17 protein-coding genes are annotated in these 17982 nt (G+C 63.0%); 10 read left to right on the top strand and 7 right to left on the bottom strand.

What is annotated here, in order from left to right; translation table 11 throughout:
- Positions 1–43: 43 nt before the first annotated feature.
- From dapE to dapC, 5 genes are all read right to left on the bottom strand, one after another.
- Entirely contained in the window at positions 44–1180 is a 1137-nt protein-coding gene (dapE, locus tag O0879_RS10570) for a succinyl-diaminopimelate desuccinylase (protein WP_289904271.1), read from the bottom strand.
- Between the two features lie 48 nt (positions 1181–1228).
- Positions 1229–1585 (bottom strand): ArsC family reductase, encoded by a 357-nt coding sequence (locus tag O0879_RS10565; protein ID WP_099667207.1) that lies wholly within the window; start codon positions 1583–1585, stop codon positions 1229–1231.
- A 134-nt stretch (positions 1586–1719) separates the two neighbouring features.
- Positions 1720–3267, bottom strand: a complete 1548-nt coding sequence (locus tag O0879_RS10560; protein ID WP_289916370.1) for an FAD-dependent monooxygenase — start codon at positions 3265–3267, stop codon at positions 1720–1722.
- A 122-nt stretch (positions 3268–3389) separates the two neighbouring features.
- On the bottom strand, positions 3390–4217 hold the full coding sequence (gene dapD / locus O0879_RS10555) for a 2,3,4,5-tetrahydropyridine-2,6-dicarboxylate N-succinyltransferase (protein ID WP_070282206.1): 828 nt from the start codon (positions 4215–4217) through the stop codon (positions 3390–3392).
- A gap of 12 nt (positions 4218–4229) precedes the next feature.
- Positions 4230–5459: a succinyldiaminopimelate transaminase gene (gene dapC, locus O0879_RS10550; protein WP_251351625.1), complete on the bottom strand. Its 1230-nt coding sequence runs from the start codon at positions 5457–5459 to the stop codon at positions 4230–4232.
- A 225-nt stretch (positions 5460–5684) separates the two neighbouring features.
- Here dapC and tsaB point away from each other — a divergent pair, with 225 nt between their 5' ends.
- The 4 genes from tsaB to O0879_RS10530 are packed head-to-tail and all read left to right on the top strand — an operon-like array spanning position 5685 to position 8749.
- Positions 5685–6410: a tRNA (adenosine(37)-N6)-threonylcarbamoyltransferase complex dimerization subunit type 1 TsaB gene (gene tsaB / locus O0879_RS10545; protein ID WP_289916368.1), complete on the top strand. Its 726-nt coding sequence runs from the start codon at positions 5685–5687 to the stop codon at positions 6408–6410.
- Complete coding sequence (rimI, locus tag O0879_RS10540) at positions 6407–6898, top strand: ribosomal protein S18-alanine N-acetyltransferase (RefSeq protein ID WP_289916366.1); 492 nt, start codon at positions 6407–6409, stop codon at positions 6896–6898. Before tsaB ends, rimI begins: the two co-directional genes overlap by 4 nt.
- Positions 6895–7809: a uracil-DNA glycosylase gene (locus O0879_RS10535; protein WP_289916365.1), complete on the top strand. Its 915-nt coding sequence runs from the start codon at positions 6895–6897 to the stop codon at positions 7807–7809. The genes rimI and O0879_RS10535 overlap by 4 nt, the downstream gene beginning before the upstream one ends.
- A complete protein-coding gene (locus tag O0879_RS10530; protein WP_289917855.1) occupies positions 7793–8749 on the top strand; it encodes a DUF1853 family protein in 957 nt (318 codons plus the stop codon). The genes O0879_RS10535 and O0879_RS10530 overlap by 17 nt, the downstream gene beginning before the upstream one ends.
- 35 nt (positions 8750–8784) lie before the next feature.
- Here the strand turns inward: O0879_RS10530 and lplT are convergent, their stop codons facing one another.
- Positions 8785–10047 (bottom strand): lysophospholipid transporter LplT, encoded by a 1263-nt coding sequence (gene lplT / locus O0879_RS10525; protein WP_034779369.1) that lies wholly within the window; start codon positions 10045–10047, stop codon positions 8785–8787.
- A gap of 247 nt (positions 10048–10294) precedes the next feature.
- On the opposite strand from lplT, the gene alr reads away from it, so the two are divergent.
- The 4 genes from alr to fliD all read left to right on the top strand — a co-directional run bounded on the left by alr (position 10295) and on the right by fliD (position 15060).
- A complete protein-coding gene (gene alr / locus O0879_RS10520; RefSeq protein ID WP_289916364.1) occupies positions 10295–11404 on the top strand; it encodes an alanine racemase in 1110 nt (369 codons plus the stop codon).
- A 69-nt stretch (positions 11405–11473) separates the two neighbouring features.
- Positions 11474–12850, top strand: a complete 1377-nt coding sequence (radA, locus tag O0879_RS10515; RefSeq protein WP_230540493.1) for a DNA repair protein RadA — start codon at positions 11474–11476, stop codon at positions 12848–12850.
- Positions 12851–13125: 275 nt separating this feature from the next.
- Positions 13126–13446, top strand: coding sequence for a PilZ domain-containing protein (locus O0879_RS10510; RefSeq protein ID WP_289897244.1), 321 nt, complete (start codon positions 13126–13128; stop codon positions 13444–13446).
- 228 nt (positions 13447–13674) lie between these two features.
- Positions 13675–15060 carry a flagellar filament capping protein FliD gene (fliD, locus tag O0879_RS10505; protein ID WP_289904280.1) on the top strand — a complete coding sequence of 462 codons (1386 nt, stop codon included), beginning with the start codon at positions 13675–13677 and terminating at the stop codon, positions 15058–15060.
- 112 nt (positions 15061–15172) lie between these two features.
- Here fliD and O0879_RS10500 read toward each other — a convergent pair whose 3' ends face one another.
- Complete coding sequence (locus tag O0879_RS10500) at positions 15173–15973, bottom strand: helix-turn-helix transcriptional regulator (protein WP_180278731.1); 801 nt, start codon at positions 15971–15973, stop codon at positions 15173–15175.
- Positions 15974–16073: 100 nt separating this feature from the next.
- Here O0879_RS10500 and O0879_RS10495 point away from each other — a divergent pair, with 100 nt between their 5' ends.
- Both O0879_RS10495 and rraA read left to right on the top strand, forming a co-directional pair.
- Entirely contained in the window at positions 16074–17309 is a 1236-nt protein-coding gene (locus O0879_RS10495; protein WP_289897246.1) for an MFS transporter, read from the top strand.
- 32 nt (positions 17310–17341) lie between these two features.
- Positions 17342–17836, top strand: coding sequence for a ribonuclease E activity regulator RraA (rraA, locus tag O0879_RS10490; RefSeq protein ID WP_035820358.1), 495 nt, complete (start codon positions 17342–17344; stop codon positions 17834–17836).
- The last annotated feature ends 146 nt before the right edge of the window (positions 17837–17982 follow it).

Genomic DNA, 17982 nt, shown 5'->3' with positions numbered 1-17982 from the left:
AGACGGTGTTCTGGCCCGCCGTGACGGGCCTCGGTATTCTGGTTCAGACGGGCAGCAAATGCTCCAGGGTGCGCCGGTAAATATTCTTCAGGGGATCGATGTGGCGCAGTTCGATGTGCTCGTCGATCTTGTGAATACTGGCATTGGGCGGCCCGAATTCTATCACTTGAGGGCAGATTTGCGCGATAAACCGGCCATCCGAGGTGCCGCCCGTGGTCGACAGCTCCGTCGTGAGGCCCGTTTCTTCCAGGATGGCGGCCGACAGCGCATCGCTCAAGGTGCCGCGCGGCGTGAGGAAGGGCAGGCCGCTCAGGGTCCACTGCAAATCGTATTGCAAGTCATGCCGGTCGAGGATGGCGTGCACCCGTTCCTGCAATCCCTCGGCCGTGCTGGCCGTGGAAAAGCGGAAATTGAAGTCGATCACCATGTCGCCCGGAATCACGTTATTCGCGCCCGTACCCGCGTTGATATTCGACATTTGCCACGAGGTGGGCAAGTAATACTCGTTGCCCGCATCCCATTTTTCCTCGACCAGGTCGGCCAGCGCCTGCGCCGCTTCGTGGATGGGATTCATTGCCAGGTGCGGATAGGCAATGTGACCCTGCACGCCCTTGATCGTCAAACGGCCCGACAGCGAACCGCGGCGGCCGTTCTTGATCATGTCGCCCAGCTGCGCGCTCGACGTCGGCTCGCCCACCAGGCAATAGTCGATCTGCTCGCCCCGCGCCTTCAGCTGCTCGCACACGATGACGGTGCCGTCCGTGGCCGGGCCTTCCTCGTCGCTGGTGATCAGAAAGGCGATCGAACCCGTGTGCTCGGGCGTGGCGGCGATAAATTCCTCGCAGGCAATCACCATGGCGGCGATCGAGGTCTTCATGTCGGCCGCGCCACGGCCGTACAGCTTGCCGTCGCGGTGCGTGGGAATGAAGGGCAGCGAACGCCATTGCTCGACGGGGCCGGTCGGCACCACGTCCGTATGGCCGGCAAAGACGAACACGGGCGACGTCGTGCCGCGCCGCGCCCACAGATTGGTGACGTCGTTCGACTGTATCGTTTCGCAGACAAAGCCCAGCGGCGTGAGGATATCGATCAGGTGCTGCTGGCAGCCCTTGTCGTCGGGCGTGACCGAGGACAGGGCGATCAGTTTTTCGGTCAGGGCGAGGGTTTTGGAGGTGGTCATGGGTAAGGTCGTGCCGGCAACATCGTTCCGGTGGTCAACTAAGTATGGTTACAGCGAGAAAAGGGTCTGGTACTGCGCATCCGAAAACGCCACGCTGAACTGGCCATCCTTGTCCAGCACGGGGCGCTTGATGATGGACGGGTTTTCCAGCATCAGCTCCAGGGCGCTGGCGGCGTCGGTGATCGATGCTTTGCGCTCGTCGGACAGGGCGCGCCACGTCGTGCCTTTCTTGTTGACCAGCACGTCCCATGGCAATTGCGCCAGCCACGCCTCGACGGTGGCGCGTTCCAGGCCCTGCTTCTTGAAGTCGTGGAAGGTGAAATCGAGTTGCTGCGCGGCCAGCCAGGTGCGGGCCTTTTTGACGGTATCGCAGTTGGGGATACCGTAGAGTGTAATGGTCGTCATGGGTAGGGCTAAGGGGGTATGAATGCGGTTCGCTTGATCGCGGCGCTTGCGCTGGCGCGATATGCGATGTTAGCCGACATTATACAGTCGATGCGCAGTCGATGCGGCAGTGCAACACGCCCCAGTGATTTCCCTTACACGGGCCGTGGCGCCGCCTTGCCCGATTCGGCCGGACCGAAATGCAGGCCCAGCCGCAGGGCCAGGGCGCGCAGGGCGCCGCTTTCCTGCAGGTGCAGGGCCAGCGCGATGTGGCCGTCGGGGCGCACCAGGTAGGCCGCGTCGCGGCCCAGGCCGGCCAGCTTGGCGGCGACATTGAAGGTGTAGCAATGCACGGGCAGTTTCAGCACGCGCGCTTCGTCCAGCAGTTCGGGCGCCGCTTCGCCATAGATGTGCAATTGCCAATCCATGCTGCGCAGGGCCGTGAAATTGTCTTGCGTGCCATCGGAGAACCACGGCAGGCGGTCGCCGCCGCGCAAGTATTCTGCGTGGCCCGCGGACAGGGCGCTGTCTTCATAGCTGATCTGGATTTGCGACACGGTCCGGAACAGCAAGCGGCGCGCCCGCCCGAAGCCGGAGAGGAAGGGCAGCGCGTGCGGCACCAGCCAGCGGCGCAGGAATTGCCCGGCGATGCCTTGCGCGACGATGGCCTGGAAGGCGCGGTCGGTGGTGGCGACGAGCTTGCGGGCAAACACGATGCGCTCGCTTTCATAGGTGTCGAGCAGGGCGTCGTTGCTTTGTCCCCGCAGCTTTTGCGCCAGTTTCCAGGCCAGGTTGACGGCGTCGCCCAGGCCCGTGTTCATGCCCTGGCCGCCCACGGGGCTGTGCAGGTGGGCCGCGTCGCCGAGGATGAAGCAGCGCCGCTCGCGAAACTGCGCCGCCACCCGGTGATGCACTTTATACGTGGAAAACCAGTTCACGTGCTCGACCTGGATATTCAGCAAGCTTTCCACCTGTTCCCGCACGTCGTCGAAGACGGGCGCGGGCGCGCCTTCCGGCTTGTCGGGCAGGATGCCGATCAGGCGCTGCATGCCGCTGGTGCGCACGGGCAACATCAGCGCAAACGCATTCGCGCCCAGGTGAGCGTGCAAATCCGTATTCTTGCCGGCCACTTGCGCATCGGCCACGTAATACAGGTGGTCGTAGGTGCCGCCGGAGAACGCGAAGCCTGCGATCTCGCGCACCTTGCTGCGGGCGCCGTCGCAGCCGCAAATATAATTAAACGTGCAATATTGCCGTTCGCCATTATTGAGCAGAATGGCTTGCACTTCGCTATCGTCCTGCGTCCACAGGTCCAGCGTGACGTTCCATTCCACATGCACGCCGGCCGCGGCCAGCTTGCAGATAAGAAAGCGTTCATGCTCGTCCTGGGGCAGGCTCAGCACGAAAGGATAGGGGCTCAGGCCTTCGCCGATCTCGCCCAGCGCCAGTTTCACCAGCTCCTCGCCGCCTTCGTGAATGTGCATGGCATTGATCTTGATGCCCAGGCTGACCAGCTCGTCGGCAAAGCCCAGCTGCTGGTAAAACTCCAGGGTGCGTGCATGCACGGCCATGGCCCGCGACGCCTGGCCCGGTCCGCTGTTTTTATCGATGATGCGGCAATCGACGCCATGGCGCGCCAGACGCAAGGCAAGCATGAGGCCGGTAGGACCGGCGCCGACGATCAATACGGGAGGAGTATTCATGCCATCCAGTATAGGACAGGATGGGTGATGGCTGCGCGACGATTGAAGTTGCTAGTCGGAAATGAAAATGTCCCGCCGGGGCGGGACATTCAGGGTGTTACGTGCGCCTTGCGGCGCAGTAATTAAATACCGCGCAGCAGTTCGTTGATGCCGGTCTTGGCGCGGGTCTTCGCATCCACGCGCTTGACGATCACGGCGCAGTACAGCGAGTACTTGCCGTCTTCCGAAGGCAGGTTGCCCGAGACCACGACGGAGCCGGCTGGCACGCGGCCGTAGGTCACTTCGCCCGTGGCGCGGTCGTAGATCTTGGTCGACTGGCCGATGTACACGCCCATCGAGATGACGGAGTTTTCTTCGACGATCACGCCTTCGACGATTTCCGAACGGGCGCCGATGAAGCAGTTGTCTTCGATGATGGTCGGGTTCGCTTGCATTGGTTCCAGCACGCCGCCGATGCCGACGCCGCCGGACAGGTGGACGTTCTTGCCGATTTGCGCGCAGGAACCGACGGTGGCCCAGGTGTCGACCATGGCGCCTTCATCGACGTAGGCGCCGATGTTGACGTAGGACGGCATCAGCACGACGTTCTTGGCGATGAAGCTGCCGCGGCGGGCGACGGCTGGCGGCACCACGCGGAAACCGCCCTTGGCGAAGTCTTCCTTGGTGTAGTTGGCGAACTTGGTCGGGACCTTGTCGTAGAACTGCATCGTGCCGTCCGATGGCAGCACGACGTTGTCTTCCAGGCGGAACGACAGCAGCACGGCTTTCTTGACCCACTGGTTGACGACCCAGTCGCCCGAGGTTTTTTCCGCCACGCGGATGCTGCCGTTGTCCAGGCCATTGATGACGTGGGAGACGGCGTCGCGCAGTTCGGCCGTGCCGTTGCCCGGATTGATCTCGGCGCGGTTTTCCCAGGCCTGGTCGATGATGTTTTGCAGTTGTTGGCTCATGATGATGTCTTATTAGTGAGTTAATGCGGATGCGGAAAGCTGCTGGCAGAATTTTACTATGCGTAAGGCCGCTTCCAGCCCTTCGGCCGTTTCGGCCACGAGGGCCATGCGGATGCGGTTGCGGCCCGGATTGATGCCGTGCGCGTCGCGCGCCAGGTAGCTGCCAGGCAATACCGTCACATTATATTCGGCGTACAGGCGTTGCGCGAATTCGGTGTCGGACAGGCCCGTGCGGCTGACGTCGGCCCACAGGTAGAAGCCGGCGTCCGGCAATTGTACGTCCATCACCGATTGCAGCAGCGGCGTGATGGCGTCGAACTTGGCGCGGTACTTGGCGCGATTTTCCTCGACATGGGTTTCGTCGTTCCAGGCCGCGACGGAGGCCGCCTGCACGGCAGGGCTCATGGCGCCGCCGTGGTAGGTTCGGTAGAGCAGGAATTTTTTCAATACTTCGGCATCGCCGGCAACAAAGCCCGAGCGCATGCCCGGCACGTTCGAACGCTTCGACAGGCTGGAAAACACCACCAGGCGCGCATACGGGCGCTCGATGGTGGACAGGCCCAGCATGTGCGCCGCCTGCAGCGCGCCCAGCGGCGGCGTGTCGCCGTGGTAAATCTCGGAATAGCACTCGTCGGCGGCGATGACGAAATCGTAGCGCTCGGACAGGGCGAACAGATGTTCCCAGTCCGTCAGGCTCAGCACGGCGCCCGTCGGGTTGCCTGGCGAGCACAAAAACAGCAGTTTCACTTTTTCCCACACGCTGGACGGTACGCTGTCGTAGTCGCAGCCGAAATTGCGCGCCGGGTCGGAATTGACGAAATACGGTTCGGCGCCGGCCAGGTAGGCCGCGCCTTCATAGATCTGGTAAAACGGATTCGGGCTGATCACGAGCGAACCGGCGGCCGGATCGATCACCGTTTGCGCCAGCGCAAACAGCGCTTCGCGCGAACCGTTCACGGGCAGGATTTGCGTGGCAGGATTGAGCTTGGGGATGCCATAGCGGCGTTCGAGCCAGCCGGCGATGGCTGTACGCAAGGCTTCCGAACCGATGGTGGTCGGATAGCTGGCCAGGCCATGGATATTGTCGACCAATGCCTGCTCGATGAAAGCCGGCGTCGGATGCTTGGGTTCGCCCATGCCCAGGCTGATGGGCGCATACTCGGGATTGACCGTCACGCCGGCAAACAGCTGGCGCAGCTTTTCAAAGGGATATGGTTGCAGTTTAGCAAGAAGTGGATTCACGGAACGGACCAGGGCAAGAGTGGAAAGACGATGTTGCTCAGCGATTGCTAGGCGATTGCTTGGCGCGGCAGACTTGATGCCGGTCAAATAATGAGCCGCGTCTTTCATTATAGCCGTCCTCGCGGGGCCGCTGTGCAAGCCGCATCGGCGTGAGGGCTGCCCGGCTTGCCACGGCATGCCGCAGCGGGGAGTGCCATGCCGTGGCGCGGCAAGGTAAAATACGCTATGTCTACCTTACTTCCCACCCTGCTTGCCATTGAAACCTCGTCCGAACTCGCCTCCTGCGCCTTGTTGCGCGGCGATGTCGTCCTGTCCCGCGCGTCGTCGGGCGTGCGCACCCATTCCCAGTCCATCTTGCCGATGGTGCAGGAATTGCTCGCTGAAGCGGGCGTGACCCTGGCCGACGTCGACGCCATCGCCTACGGCTCCGGCCCCGGCTCGTTTACGGGCGTGCGCACGGCTTGCGGCATCGTGCAAGGCCTGGCCTATGGTGCCAAGCTGCCTGTCGTGCCCGTCGTCACCCTCGACGCCATGGCGCTCGCGTGCCACCAGCAGCATGGCGCGCAACGCATCGTGACCGTGCTCGACGCCCGCATGGGCGAAGTGTACTGGGCGCAATATGATTACCAGGATGGCTTGCAGATTGTTGCGCCACCGGCCCTGAGCGCGCCGGCCGGCGTGGCGCCGCAAGGCGATGTCGCCGCTTGCGGCAACGGTTTCAGTGCATACGCCGAGGCGCTCGCTGCGCTGCCGTGCGCCGCGACTGCCGATGCCGCCATCATGCCGCACGCCGTGCAAGTGGCGCAGCTGGCGCGCATCGCCTTTGCTGCCGGCCAGTTCGTGACGGCGGCCGAGGCGCAGCCTTTGTATTTGCGCAACAAGATCGCCTTTACAAGCGCGGAACGGCAAGAGATGCAACAGGCCAAGGCCGCTGCGGAGTCCGCGCAATGAGTGTGGCGGGCCAGGACCGCGCTGCCGGCTGGGACTTGCTGCGCCTCGACTATCAGCCGATGGTCGAAGCGGACTTGACCGAGGTGCTGGCGTTGGAGCAGCGCGTGTATCCGCATCCCTGGACGCACGGCAACTTTGTCGATTCGCTCAAAAGCGGATATCCGGCCTGGGTGCTGCGCGACGTGGATGGCACCTTGCTTGGCTACTTCCTGTTGATGCTGGTCGTCGACGAGGCGCACTTGCTCAACGTGGCCGTCGAAGGCGCCATCCAGGGCCAGGGACTGGGCCGCTTCCTGCTGAACCAGTCCTGCGCCTGCGCGCGCCAGCTGGGCATGGAATCGATGCTGCTGGAAGTGCGCCCGTCGAACGTGCGCGCGCTCGATATTTACCAGCGCTATGGATTTGAACAGATCGGCCGGCGCAAGGGATACTATCCGGCCAGTAACTCGCAACGTGAGGACGCCATCGTGATGCGTTATACCTTATGAGCCGCAGCGCCGTTTTCCTCGAAGAAATGGGCGTCGGCCCCCTGTGGCGCTTGCGCCAGGGCGCCGCACCCGAGGCCGCTGAAGCGGCTGACGTCGCCGAGATCGTGGAAGCAGCAGCGGCATCGGTGGCCGCCGTGGTTGAAGCTGTCGTGCCGCCCGCACCCGCAGCTGAGGTTGTTGCTGAGGTGAAAGCCGTTGACGTTGCTGCGCCTGTCGCTCCCGTTCCTGCCACGCCTGCCGCCACGCCTGCCGCTCCCGCCGCATCCGACGATACGGCCTGGTTCGACGATGCGCCTCCACCGCCGCCCGCCAGACAGCTGAGCGATACGGATATCGCCGCCCTCGACTGGGATGGCTTGACGGCGGCCGTCGCCAAGTGCGCGCGCTGCGACCTGTGCAAGACGCGCAAGGGCGTCGTCATGGGCCGCGGCGACCGCCAGGGCGATTGGCTGATGCTGGCCAGCAGCCCGTCGCGCCTGGAAGAGCGGGAAGGGCGCGCCTTGCCGGGCGAGCAGGGGAAATTGCTCGACAATATGCTGAAAGCCATCGCCGTCGATGCGGATCGCGATGTGTACATCACGCATTTGCTGAAATGCCGTCCGCTCGACGAGGCGGGCCAGGAACGCTTGCCGACAGAAGCCGAGTCGGCCGCCTGCCGCCCGTATTTCGAGCGCGAACTGGCCCTGCTGCAGCCGCGTACCATTTTGACGCTCGGCTCGATGGCCGCCGCCGGCATCAATCCCGGCGAAAAGCCCGTGCGCGGCACCGTGCGCCAACTGGGCAAGGCTGCCGTCGTTGCCACTTTCCACCCGGAAATGCTGCTGCAGGACGAGACGGGCAAGGCCAAGGCGCGTGCCTGGGCCGATCTGTGCCTGGCGAAAAGCACGCACGGTGATTCGCACGGTGAGTGATGCGGCCGCCGGCACTTTCCAGGCCCGCTTCGAGCGCCGCTGGGGGCATCTGACGCACCCCCGCGTGCGTGCGCTGGCCTGGTTGCTCGACTCGCCGGACTTGCTGGACCCGGCCAGCTCCCACTGGGGCGGGCGCATCGCCAGCCTCGCGCCCGTCACGCCTTCTGTTGCCGACTGGCTGGGCGCGCTGCAGGATGATCCGTCGCCGCTCGATGCGGCGCTGGGGCCGAAATTCTATTCCCGCCTGGGCCTGTACGCTGAAAAGCTGCTGGCCTTTTATTTTGAACAACACGGACTGCTGCAAGCGCATGGCTTGCAAGTGCAGGTCAACCGCAACGACACGGTGGGCGAGTTCGATTTCCTGCTGCGCGATGGAGTGCAGGGTGGCGCATTGCTGCACTGGGAATTCGCCACCAAGTTCTACCTGCTCGAAGGCGCGCCCGATCCCGGCGTCTTCAATCACTTGATTGGCCCCAACCTGGCCGACACCCTGGGATTGAAGATGCGCAAGATCCTCGACAAGCAACTGGCTTTGTCCCGCCATCCGGCCGCGCAAGCCCTGCTAGTGCAGCCCGTGCGGGCGGCGCAGGCGCTGGTCAAGGGCTGGCTGTTTTATGCCCCGGACGCCACGCCCGCCCTGGACGGTATTTCCCAGGATCATGGACACGGCTTCTGGTGCGCGCCCACACAATTGCTGGAGCAGCGCTATGTCGTGCTGCCGCGATTGCAATGGCTGGCGCCGTTCAAGGGCCGCGACGTGGAAGTGCTGGATGTGGATGCCTTGCGTGTGCGCTTGTTTGATCTGGCGCAACCGGTGATGGTGGCCACGGTGGATAATGTCGAAGGCTGGGAAGTGGAGCGCACGCGCGGTTTTGTCGTGCCGCTTGACTGGACGGAGCAGGCCGCCGCGCGGCGGCTGGCTGGCATGCTGCCAGCGTAATGCTGGGGGCTGATCCGCTGGGTCAGCCCCCGAAATTAATGCTTTTGCTCGCCAATCAAGGAAAGATTGTCGTGCTCGGCTTGGTTCAGCTTGTGCTTGCGCATGATCATGTACATGGTGCCGGCGACGAACAGGCCGAACAGGGTAATGATGATGTTCAGCGGCAGGTGCAAGCGGATCATGATCGAATACACGGCCAGCATGGTCAAAATCGACAGGTTTTCATTGAAGTTCTGCACGGCGATGGAATGGCCTGCGCTCATCAGCACGTGGCCGCGATGTTGCAGCAATGCATTCATGGGCACGACGAAAAAGCCGGACAGGGCGCCGATCAGTATCAGCAGCGGGTAGGCGATCCATACGGAATGTACTTGCGTCATCATCATGACGATCACGCCCATGGCGATGCCCAGTGGAATGACGGTCAGCGATTTGCGCAGTGGAATGAAGCGGGCCGACAGCACGGCGCCGGCGGCCACGCCGATGGCGACCACGCCCACCAGGCTGGTCGCCTTGTCGAAGGGCATGTTCAAGGATTGCTTGGCCCATTCCAGCACGATCAGTTGCAAGGTGGCGCCGGCGCCCCAGAACAGGGTCGTCACGGCCAGGGTGATCTGGCCCAGCTTGTCTTTCCACAGGATGGAATAGCAATTGGCAAAATCGGTGATCAGTTTGATAGGATTGCGTTCCTGGTGCGGATATACGCAGCCCGTGTCGGGAATCTTCAGGTTGGCCAGGGTCGCCAGCACATAAATGCCGACCACCACGCACAGGGCCGCTTCCGTCTTGTTGGTGATGCCCGTGTCGATCAGGGGGAAGTCGAAGGATAGCAGCATGTCGGACACGTGGCCGCTGACGAGCGCGCCACCCATGACGGTGCCGAGGATGATGGAAGTGACGGTCAAGCCTTCGATCCAGCCATTCGCCGCCACGAGCTTTTCCGGCGGCAGCAGTTCCGTCAGGATGCCGTATTTGGCGGGCGAGTACACGGCCGCGCCAAAACCGACGACGGCGTAGGCCAGCAGCGGGTGTACGTGGAAGAAGACGAGGGCGCAGCCGAAGATCTTGACCATGTTGGCGATGAACATGACCTTGCCTTTTGGCAATGCATCTGCGAAGGCGCCGACAAAAGCGGCTAACAGCACGTAAAACAGCACGAACGACAGTTTGAGCAGCGGCGTGATCCACGCCGGGGATTTCATGGACACCAATAAATCGACGGCGACAAAAAAGAGGGCGTTATCTGCCAGCGAGGAAAAGAACTGCGCCGCCATGATGGTATAAAAACCACGATTCATTCTGGATTGCCTGAAATCATATCTGGCTTGCTTTATACCACGAAAAAACGGCAAACCCCAAGTTTGGAAGGGGCCGCTTTGCATACTCTTGCCTAAGCGAACCTTAATTTTTCTGCCGTAGAAAAATACACATACATGTGAGCATTTTATAAATGATGTCCTCTGCATACGACCTTGGGCGTCTGCCGTGTCCGCGTACGGTGCATCCGGTAAAATACGGCTTTCCCACCCGCCGTGAACGATGCATATGCCCAGGCCCCTTCTCGCCACCATCCATCTCGATGCCATGCAACACAATCTGGCGCGCGCCCGTGCCGGCGCCCGCGGCGCCAAGGTGTGGGCCGTCGTCAAGGCAAATGCCTATGGCCACGGCCTGGAACGGGCCATGCGGGGCTTTGCCGATGCCGATGGCCTGGCGCTGGTCGAGGTCGACTACGCCGTGCGTCTGCGCGAACTGGGCTGGACCAAGCCCATCTTGCTGCTGGAAGGTTTTTTTGACGCCAGCGATTTGCCCGTCATGGCGCAATATGGCTTGAACGGCAGCGTGCATTGCGAGGAACAGATCGCCCTGCTGGCAGCGGCGCGCCTGCCGCACGCCATCGATGTGCACCTGAAAATGAATACGGGCATGAACCGCCTGGGCTTTACGCCGGACGCCGTGGCGGGGGCGTATGCGCGCCTGCGCGCCATGCCGCATATCGGCACGATCACCCTGATGACGCATTTCGCCAACGCGGACGAGGCGGCGCCCACGCGCTTGCCCCTGGAGCAGCAGATGCTGCGTTTCGAAGCGGGCGCGGCCAGCATCGGCGCCGGCGTTGGCACATCATTGCCGCGCAGCCTGTGCAATTCGGCCGGCGTGCTGCTGCACCACCTGGACAGCGACTGGGTGCGCCCCGGCATCATGCTGTACGGCGGCACGCCCAGCGGCGCTCCCGGCGGCACGTCGGCGCAGGCGTTCGGCTTGCTGCCCACCATGACCTTGCGCAGCAGCATTATCGGCATCCAGGATATCGCCGCCGGCGAAGTGGTGGGTTACGGCAGCCGCTACGAAGCGGCCGGCAATATCAAGGTGGGCGTGGTGGCGTGCGGCTATGCGGACGGCTACCCGCGCCATGCGCCCGAAGGCACGCCCGTGCTCGTCGACGGCGTGCGCACGGGACTCATCGGCAGAGTGTCGATGGACATGCTGATGGTCGACCTGACGCACGTGCCCGGTGCAAAAGTCGGCAGTGCCGTCACCTTGTGGGGCCAGGGCATGCCGATCGACGAGGTGGCTCTGGCCGCCGGCACCATCGGCTACGAGCTGATGTGCGCATTGGCGCCCCGCGTGCCCGTGGTCGAAGCGACACAGTGACGGCGGCCCGCCGTTTGTATATACTGTATATATAGACAGCAGTTTCACCTTACCCGGGCAAAGTACACCATGGCAAAAGTCAAGACCATCTACACCTGCAGCGATTGCGGCGCCATCAGCAACAAATGGATGGGGCAGTGCACCTCGTGCAACCAGTGGAACACCATGGTGGAAACCCTGCCCGAGACGGGCGGCAACAACCGCTATTCGAACCCGCAGCACATGTCGCTGGCGCAGACGGCGCCCGTGCTGTCGCTCGACGATATCGACGCCATCGACGTGCCCCGCTTCGGCACGGGCATCGAGGAATTCGACCGCGTGCTGGGCGGCGGCATGGTGGCGGGCGGCGTCGTGCTGATCGGCGGCGACCCCGGCATCGGCAAGTCGACCCTGCTGCTGCAGGCGCTGGCCAATATGTCGCACCACAAGCGCGTGCTGTACGTCAGCGGCGAAGAATCGGGTGCGCAGATCGCCCTGCGCGCCAAGCGCCTCGTCATCGACGCCAAGGAACTCAAACTGCAGGCCGAGATCCAACTGGAAAAGATTCTCGCCACCCTGGCCGATTTAAAACCGGAAGTGGTGGTGATCGACTCCATCCAGACCGTGTATTCGGACGCGCTCAGCTCGGCGCCCGGTTCCGTGGCGCAAGTGCGCGAATGCGCGGCCCAGCTCACGCGCGCGGCCAAGCAGACGGGCGTGACCATCATTCTGGTCGGCCACGTGACGAAAGAGGGCGCGCTGGCCGGCCCCCGCGTGCTCGAACACATCGTCGACACGGTGCTGTACTTCGAGGGCGACGCCCATTCCAGTTTCCGCCTCGTGCGCGCCATCAAGAACCGTTTCGGCGCCGTCAATGAACTGGGCGTGTTCGCCATGACGGAAAAGGGCTTGAAAGGGGTGTCGAACCCGTCCGCGCTGTTCCTGTCGCAGCACGACAACCAGGTGCCGGGCTCGTGCGTGATGGTGACGCAGGAAGGCACGCGCCCGCTGCTGGTGGAAATCCAGGCCCTCGTCGATACGAGCCACTTGCCGAATGCGCGCCGCTTGTCCGTCGGCCTGGAGCAGAACCGCCTGGCCATGCTGCTGGCCGTGGCGCACCGCCATGCGGGCATCGCCGCCTTCGACCAGGATGTGTTCATCAACGCCGTCGGCGGCGTGAAGATCACGGAACCGGCGGCCGATCTGGCCGTGTTGCTGGCGATTAACTCGTCGATGCGCAACAAGCCCTTGCCGCGGGGCTTGGTGGTGTTTGGCGAAGTGGGGCTGGCCGGTGAAATCCGTCCCGCGCCACGGGGCCAGGAGCGCTTGCGCGAAGCGGCCAAGCTGGGCTTTACCCTGGCCGTGGTGCCCAAGTCGAACTTGCCCAAGCAAGTCATCGAGGGCCTCAAGGTCATCGGCGTCGAGCGCATCGATGAAGCATTTAACAAGTTGCGCGACCTGGAGTAAAAACACCGAATCTAACCTACTGCGCGTCGCGATTTGCAGCCTGCGGTGCTCACTGACTCGGCGTCCCCGTGCATTCGCACAGCTGCGCTTCTCGGCTACAACTCACTTCCGCTCGCTACGGTTATGCTAGGTGTTTAAAGGTTTGGCTTGATATGGTTTAAATGCCAAGCTTGAGACAAGTCAAACAAAATTTCCGTTTAGAACTATAATATTTGTCCGATGGATGCGCCTCGCGCATCCGCATCGACAATGCATAGATAGAGAAGCGGAATACAGTGTCAGTTGAGCAAAGGCAGGGCGCACGCAAGATATTGCGTGCCAAGGCAATGTTGGTAATGGATGGCGCGGGCCCTGTGGCGGCGCGCACCCTCGATGTGGGGCCGGGCGGCATGTCGGCCGTCATCGCGGAACCGGTGCCGACAGGCAAGAAGGGCAAGGTGCTGTTCGAATTGTTTTATGATGGCGCGGCGCACATCATCGAGGCGCGCGTGGCCGTCTCGCACTGCATTTTCAGCAGTGCCGGTTTCAAGGTGGGACTCACTTTCCAGCAACTGGACATGGCCGTCAGCAGCGCCATTTCGAAATTCATGCGCTGAGGCACGTCCGCGATAGGCGGCAAGTGATTGCGCTAAAATGGTGCATATGGGTTTGCAGTCAGGAAAAACCTGTTCTGTTCGCTGTTTTGATATTCCAGTAATACTGCATAATTATCAACCAGAAGAAGGACCTTGCCGCGCCACGCGCGCCTGCCGTCCGTTTCCAGCGCAACACGGTCACGACCTGAACCGTGTGCCATGACCTTACACCCGACGGGAACGCCTACCATGTTTAATTCGACCATCAACAGCAGGGCCTACACCAATAACACGCAGCAGACGACGCAGGGCAATATCTCGGCCGATGTGTATGCGAAGGTGGAGCGCCAGATGCAGTCGCAAAACACGGGCGTCGTCAAGCTCAACGCCAGCCTGGCGCGCGACCAGGCCAAGTTCTCCGGCCTGGGCCAGCTGCAATCGGCGCTGGCGAAATTCCAGACCGTGGCCAAGAACATGGCCGGCAGCGGCCTGGCCACGTCGGCCACGTCCAGCAGCAAGGATGTGCTGAGCGCCACCACCACCGACAAGGCGGTCAGCGGCACCCATGAAATGAACGTCAAGCAACTGGCGCAGGGACAGACCTTGCTCAGCGGCGCGCAGAAATCATCGAGCGCGGCCATCGGCACGGGGGCGCCTGCGCTGGTCAAGATCGAAGTGGGCTCGGCCGACGGCAAGCAATTTACGCCCGGCAGCGGCAAGATCATTGCGGTGACCATCGACAGCAGCAACAATAGCCTCGACGGCATCGCCGCCGCGCTCAAGCAGCAGGGCATCGACGCCAGCGTGGTCAAGGGCCCCGATGGCTACTCGCTGGCCCTGAACGGCAAGAGCGGCGCCGACAGCAGCATGCGTATCAGCGTGTCCGGCGACGCGGCCGTCAGCAATCTGCTCAGCTATGCGCCCGGCGCCGGCAAGGGCATGCAGCAGACGGCCGCCGCGCAGGATGCGCTGCTGACCGTCGACGGCAAGGAAATCAAGAGCGCCACGAATACCCTGACGACGGCTGTCGAGGGCGCCACCATCGAATTGAAGAAAAAAGGCACGACCGACCTCGTCATCGCCAAGGACAGCAGCCAGATCGCCAGCAACGTGGCCAGTTTCGTCACGGCCTACAATGAACTCAACAGCAAGCTGCAGAGCCTGCAGCAGGGCGACTTGAAGTCCGACACGGCCCTGGGGCAAGTGCGCTCGCAGATGGAGCAAGTGCTGCGCACGGCCAGCACGGGCGTGCCATCGTCGGTGCTGGGCAGCGCCGGCGTGACCCTGGGCAAGAGCGGTGAGCTGGTGCTCGACGACAAAAAGCTCAAGGCTGCCATCGCGGCCGATCCGGACGCCGTCAGCAAGATGTTCACCAATAACGGCAAGGGTGTGGCGGACCAGTTCGCCAGCAAGATCGGCGAGCTGACGGGCGAAACGAGCATCATCCGCAAGGAAGTGCAGACGGTCGGCAAGGACATCACGACGCTCACCAACAAGAAAGCCGTGCTGGCCAAGGCGCTGACGGCCCAGGCGCAGGCGCTGGTGAAAGCGTATTCCGCGCAGGAACAGATGGGAACGAACTCGGCCTTGCCGGGTTATACGGGCAAGAATTCCCTGTTCGACTTCATGGCTTGAGAGCGCACCGCTAAAGCGCCCATGGCGGCGTTGCATCGCCTTGCCGTACCAGCGTACTGCCTGCGGCGCTGCGCCTTGCCCTGAGCGCTGTATCGGCGCGCTTTCCAGTTGGCTAGATTCTGTCGCCCTGGGCAAAGAAGGCTGACGGCGAACTGCCGAAAGTCTTCTTGAACATGGCGGAAAAGGCCGACTGGCTGGCGTAGCCCAGTTCCTCGGCCACTTGAGACAGCGGCACGCCGCGCGCGATCAGGGGCGCCGCGTGCGCCAGGCGCACTTGCTGGCGCCACTGGCCAAAACTCATGCCCAATTCCCGTTCGAACAGCCGCGCCAGAGTACGCTCCGAGGCGCCGACCTGCTGCGCCCAGTGTTCCAGCGTCTGGTTCAAGCCCGGTTTCTCGATCAGGCTGTCGCACAGGCTTTTCAGGCGTTTGTCGCCCGGCAAGGGCACGCGGATGGGGCGCGTGGCCGAGCGTTTCAATTCATCGAGGATCAGTTCGGCCAGCAGCGCTTCGCGCGCCGGTTCCTGCCCCGGATCCAGCTGTTCCAGCGCCATGATCAGCTGGCGCAGCAAATTCGATACTTCCAGCACCTTGCAGTCGTGGCCCGCAAAGGGCGCGCGCGCGGCATGGATGCACAGGGGGCGCAAGCGGGTTTTTTCCAGTATCGTGACGGCATGCTCCACGTTGGGCGCGATCCAGATGGCGCGCATGGGCGGCAGCACCCAGCTGCTGTTGTTGGCGGTGATGCGCAGCACGCCTTCGAGCGCCATCGTGACCTGGCCCCAGGGGTGGCTGTGCGGCAATAAAAATTCATCGGGTTGCAGGTCGCGCGCGATCATGGTCACGGGAATGGTGGCGCTGGGCGCTTCCCGTGGGGGACACATGCGGGTATGGTGGAGGATAGGTACACCCATCAGCTTGGCCTTAATTCGATAAATTATGTCGTTCTGTCGGAAAACAGACGATGGTATTTTGCATACACTTGAGCTTCACCAGTATAAGACAGGGTATGACATGATAACAACTAACTCGGCATCCGGACTTCCCACCTTGCGCGGCGATGCGCGCGTCATCGCCCTGGTGGGGCTGGCGCATGGCGTGTCGCACTTTTATCACCTGATCCTCGCGGCCCTGTTCGTCTGGCTGAAACCCGCCTTCGACCTGTCGTATGCGGAACTGGGCTTGCTGATGACGGTATTCTTCATCATCTCGGGCGTGGGGCAGGCGCTGGCCGGCTTTGTCGTCGACCGTTTCGGCGCGCGTGCCGTGCTGTTTTCCGGCATTTTCTTGCTGGGCGTGTCGGCGCTGGCCCTGTCCACCGCCCACAGCTATGCGGCGCTGATGCTGGGCGCCATGCTGGCCGGCATGGGTAACAGCGTGTTCCATCCGGCAGACTACACGATCCTCAACCAGCGCGTGTCGGCGGCCCGCGTGGCCTACGGCTTTTCCGTGCATGGCATCAGCGGCAATATCGGCTGGGCCCTGGCGCCCCTGTTCATGACGTATGTCGCCACCAACTACGACTGGCGGGTGGCCTTGCAATGCGCGGCCGTGCTGCCGTTCGGCGTGCTGCTGATCCTGTTCCTGAACCGCCACGCCATCCGCCCCGAACCCGTGAAACAGGCCGCGCCGGGCCAGGCCGCGGGCGGCGAAGGCACGCTGGACTTCCTGCGCCTGCCTGCCGTGTGGATGTGCTTTGCCTTCTTCTTCATTACCGCCATCGCCCTGGGCGGCATTCAGAGCTTTGCCAGCGTGGCGCTCGTCAAGCTGTATGGCATGAGCCTGGCGCTGGCCACGAGCGCCTACACGGCCTATATGCTGGCCTCGGCCGTGGGCATGCTGGCCGGCGGCGTGGTGGGCGCGCGCAGCAAGCAGCCGGACCGCAACGTGGCGATCGCCTTTGCCGCCGCCGCGCTGCTGGCCGTGCTGCTGGGCATGGCCGTCGTGCCGGCCTGGGGCGCGGTGGTGCTGATGGGCGCGATCGGCCTGATGTCGGGTGTGGCGGGGCCGTCGCGCGACCTGATGATACGCGCGGCCGCGCCGAAGAATGCCACCGGGCGCGTGTACGGCGTCGTGTATTCGGGGCTCGACAGCGGCCTGGCCGTGGGCCCTTTGTTCTTTGGCGCGCTGATGGATGGCGACCATCCGGCCATGCTGTTCGTCTTCATCGGCCTGTTCCAGGCGCTGGCGATCGCCACGGCCGTGGGCGTGGGCGGCAAAACACGTGCCGCGGCGCTGCAAAAGGCATAGAATCGTTGCCATCTGCCACGAAAGGAATCCCCATGACCTTTGCCACCACCGACCTGTGCGACGACTATGCAGCCATGCTGGACGACGGCACCCTGGCCGTGCTGCCGCCCGTGTACCGCGCCTTCGGCCAGCGCGTGCGCTTCAGCGGCCCCGCCACCACCTTGCACGTGTTCGAAGACAATGCCCTCGTGCGCAGCACCCTGGAAACGCCGGGCCAGGGCCATGTGCTGGTGATCGATGGCGGCGGCAGCCTGCGCCGCGCGCTGGTGGGCGGCCAGCTGGGCGTGTTGGCCGAAAGCAACGGCTGGGCTGGCATCGTCGTCGATGGCTGCATCCGCGACAGCGAGGAAATCAATGTCTGCCAGATCGGCGTGCGCGCCCTGGCCACGCATCCGCGCAAGAGCAACAAGACGGGCGCCGGCCAGCGCGACGTGCGCGTGCAGATCAGCGGCGTGGCCGTGCATCCGGGCGACTGGATCTACGCCGATGCGGATGGCATCCTGGTGGCGCGGCAAGAGCTTGATTGAGCTGTCGCCCTCCGGAGGAAGGGGGAAGGTGCCTGAAGGCGTTGCAAATTGCTCACATTAAATATATTTTTGCAAAGTTCTTGGATTTTCATCCTGGCTGCGATATGATTTCACTTAAGGTAACTTTAATGCCAATAAGGCAAGGA

Origin of the sequence: Janthinobacterium sp. SUN120 (assembly GCF_030397735.1) — a bacterium.
In the GTDB taxonomy this organism is placed as follows: Bacteria; Pseudomonadota; Gammaproteobacteria; order Burkholderiales; family Burkholderiaceae_D; genus Janthinobacterium; species Janthinobacterium kumbetense.
This window is presented reverse-complemented; position numbering and strand designations above follow the sequence as displayed.

Bases quoted from the DNA above. Each gene is read 5' to 3' on its own strand.
- dapE (WP_289904271.1), bottom strand. From the start codon at position 1,180: ATGACCACCTCCAAAACCCTCGCCCTGACCGAAAAACTGATCGCCCTG.
- rraA (WP_035820358.1), top strand. From the start codon at position 17,342: ATGACCTTTGCCACCACCGACCTGTGCGACGACTATGCAGCCATGCTG.
- radA (WP_230540493.1), top strand. From the start codon at position 11,474: ATGGCAAAAGTCAAGACCATCTACACCTGCAGCGATTGCGGCGCCATC.
- O0879_RS10535 (WP_289916365.1), top strand. From the start codon at position 6,895: ATGAGCCGCAGCGCCGTTTTCCTCGAAGAAATGGGCGTCGGCCCCCTG.
- dapD (WP_070282206.1), bottom strand. From the start codon at position 4,217: ATGAGCCAACAACTGCAAAACATCATCGACCAGGCCTGGGAAAACCGC.
- tsaB (WP_289916368.1), top strand. From the start codon at position 5,685: ATGTCTACCTTACTTCCCACCCTGCTTGCCATTGAAACCTCGTCCGAA.
- O0879_RS10560 (WP_289916370.1), bottom strand. From the start codon at position 3,267: ATGAATACTCCTCCCGTATTGATCGTCGGCGCCGGTCCTACCGGCCTC.
- O0879_RS10565 (WP_099667207.1), bottom strand. From the start codon at position 1,585: ATGACGACCATTACACTCTACGGTATCCCCAACTGCGATACCGTCAAA.
- rimI (WP_289916366.1), top strand. From the start codon at position 6,407: ATGAGTGTGGCGGGCCAGGACCGCGCTGCCGGCTGGGACTTGCTGCGC.
- lplT (WP_034779369.1), bottom strand. From the start codon at position 10,047: ATGAATCGTGGTTTTTATACCATCATGGCGGCGCAGTTCTTTTCCTCG.
- alr (WP_289916364.1), top strand. From the start codon at position 10,295: ATGCCCAGGCCCCTTCTCGCCACCATCCATCTCGATGCCATGCAACAC.
- O0879_RS10500 (WP_180278731.1), bottom strand. From the start codon at position 15,973: ATGGGTGTACCTATCCTCCACCATACCCGCATGTGTCCCCCACGGGAA.
- fliD (WP_289904280.1), top strand. From the start codon at position 13,675: ATGTTTAATTCGACCATCAACAGCAGGGCCTACACCAATAACACGCAG.
- O0879_RS10495 (WP_289897246.1), top strand. From the start codon at position 16,074: ATGATAACAACTAACTCGGCATCCGGACTTCCCACCTTGCGCGGCGAT.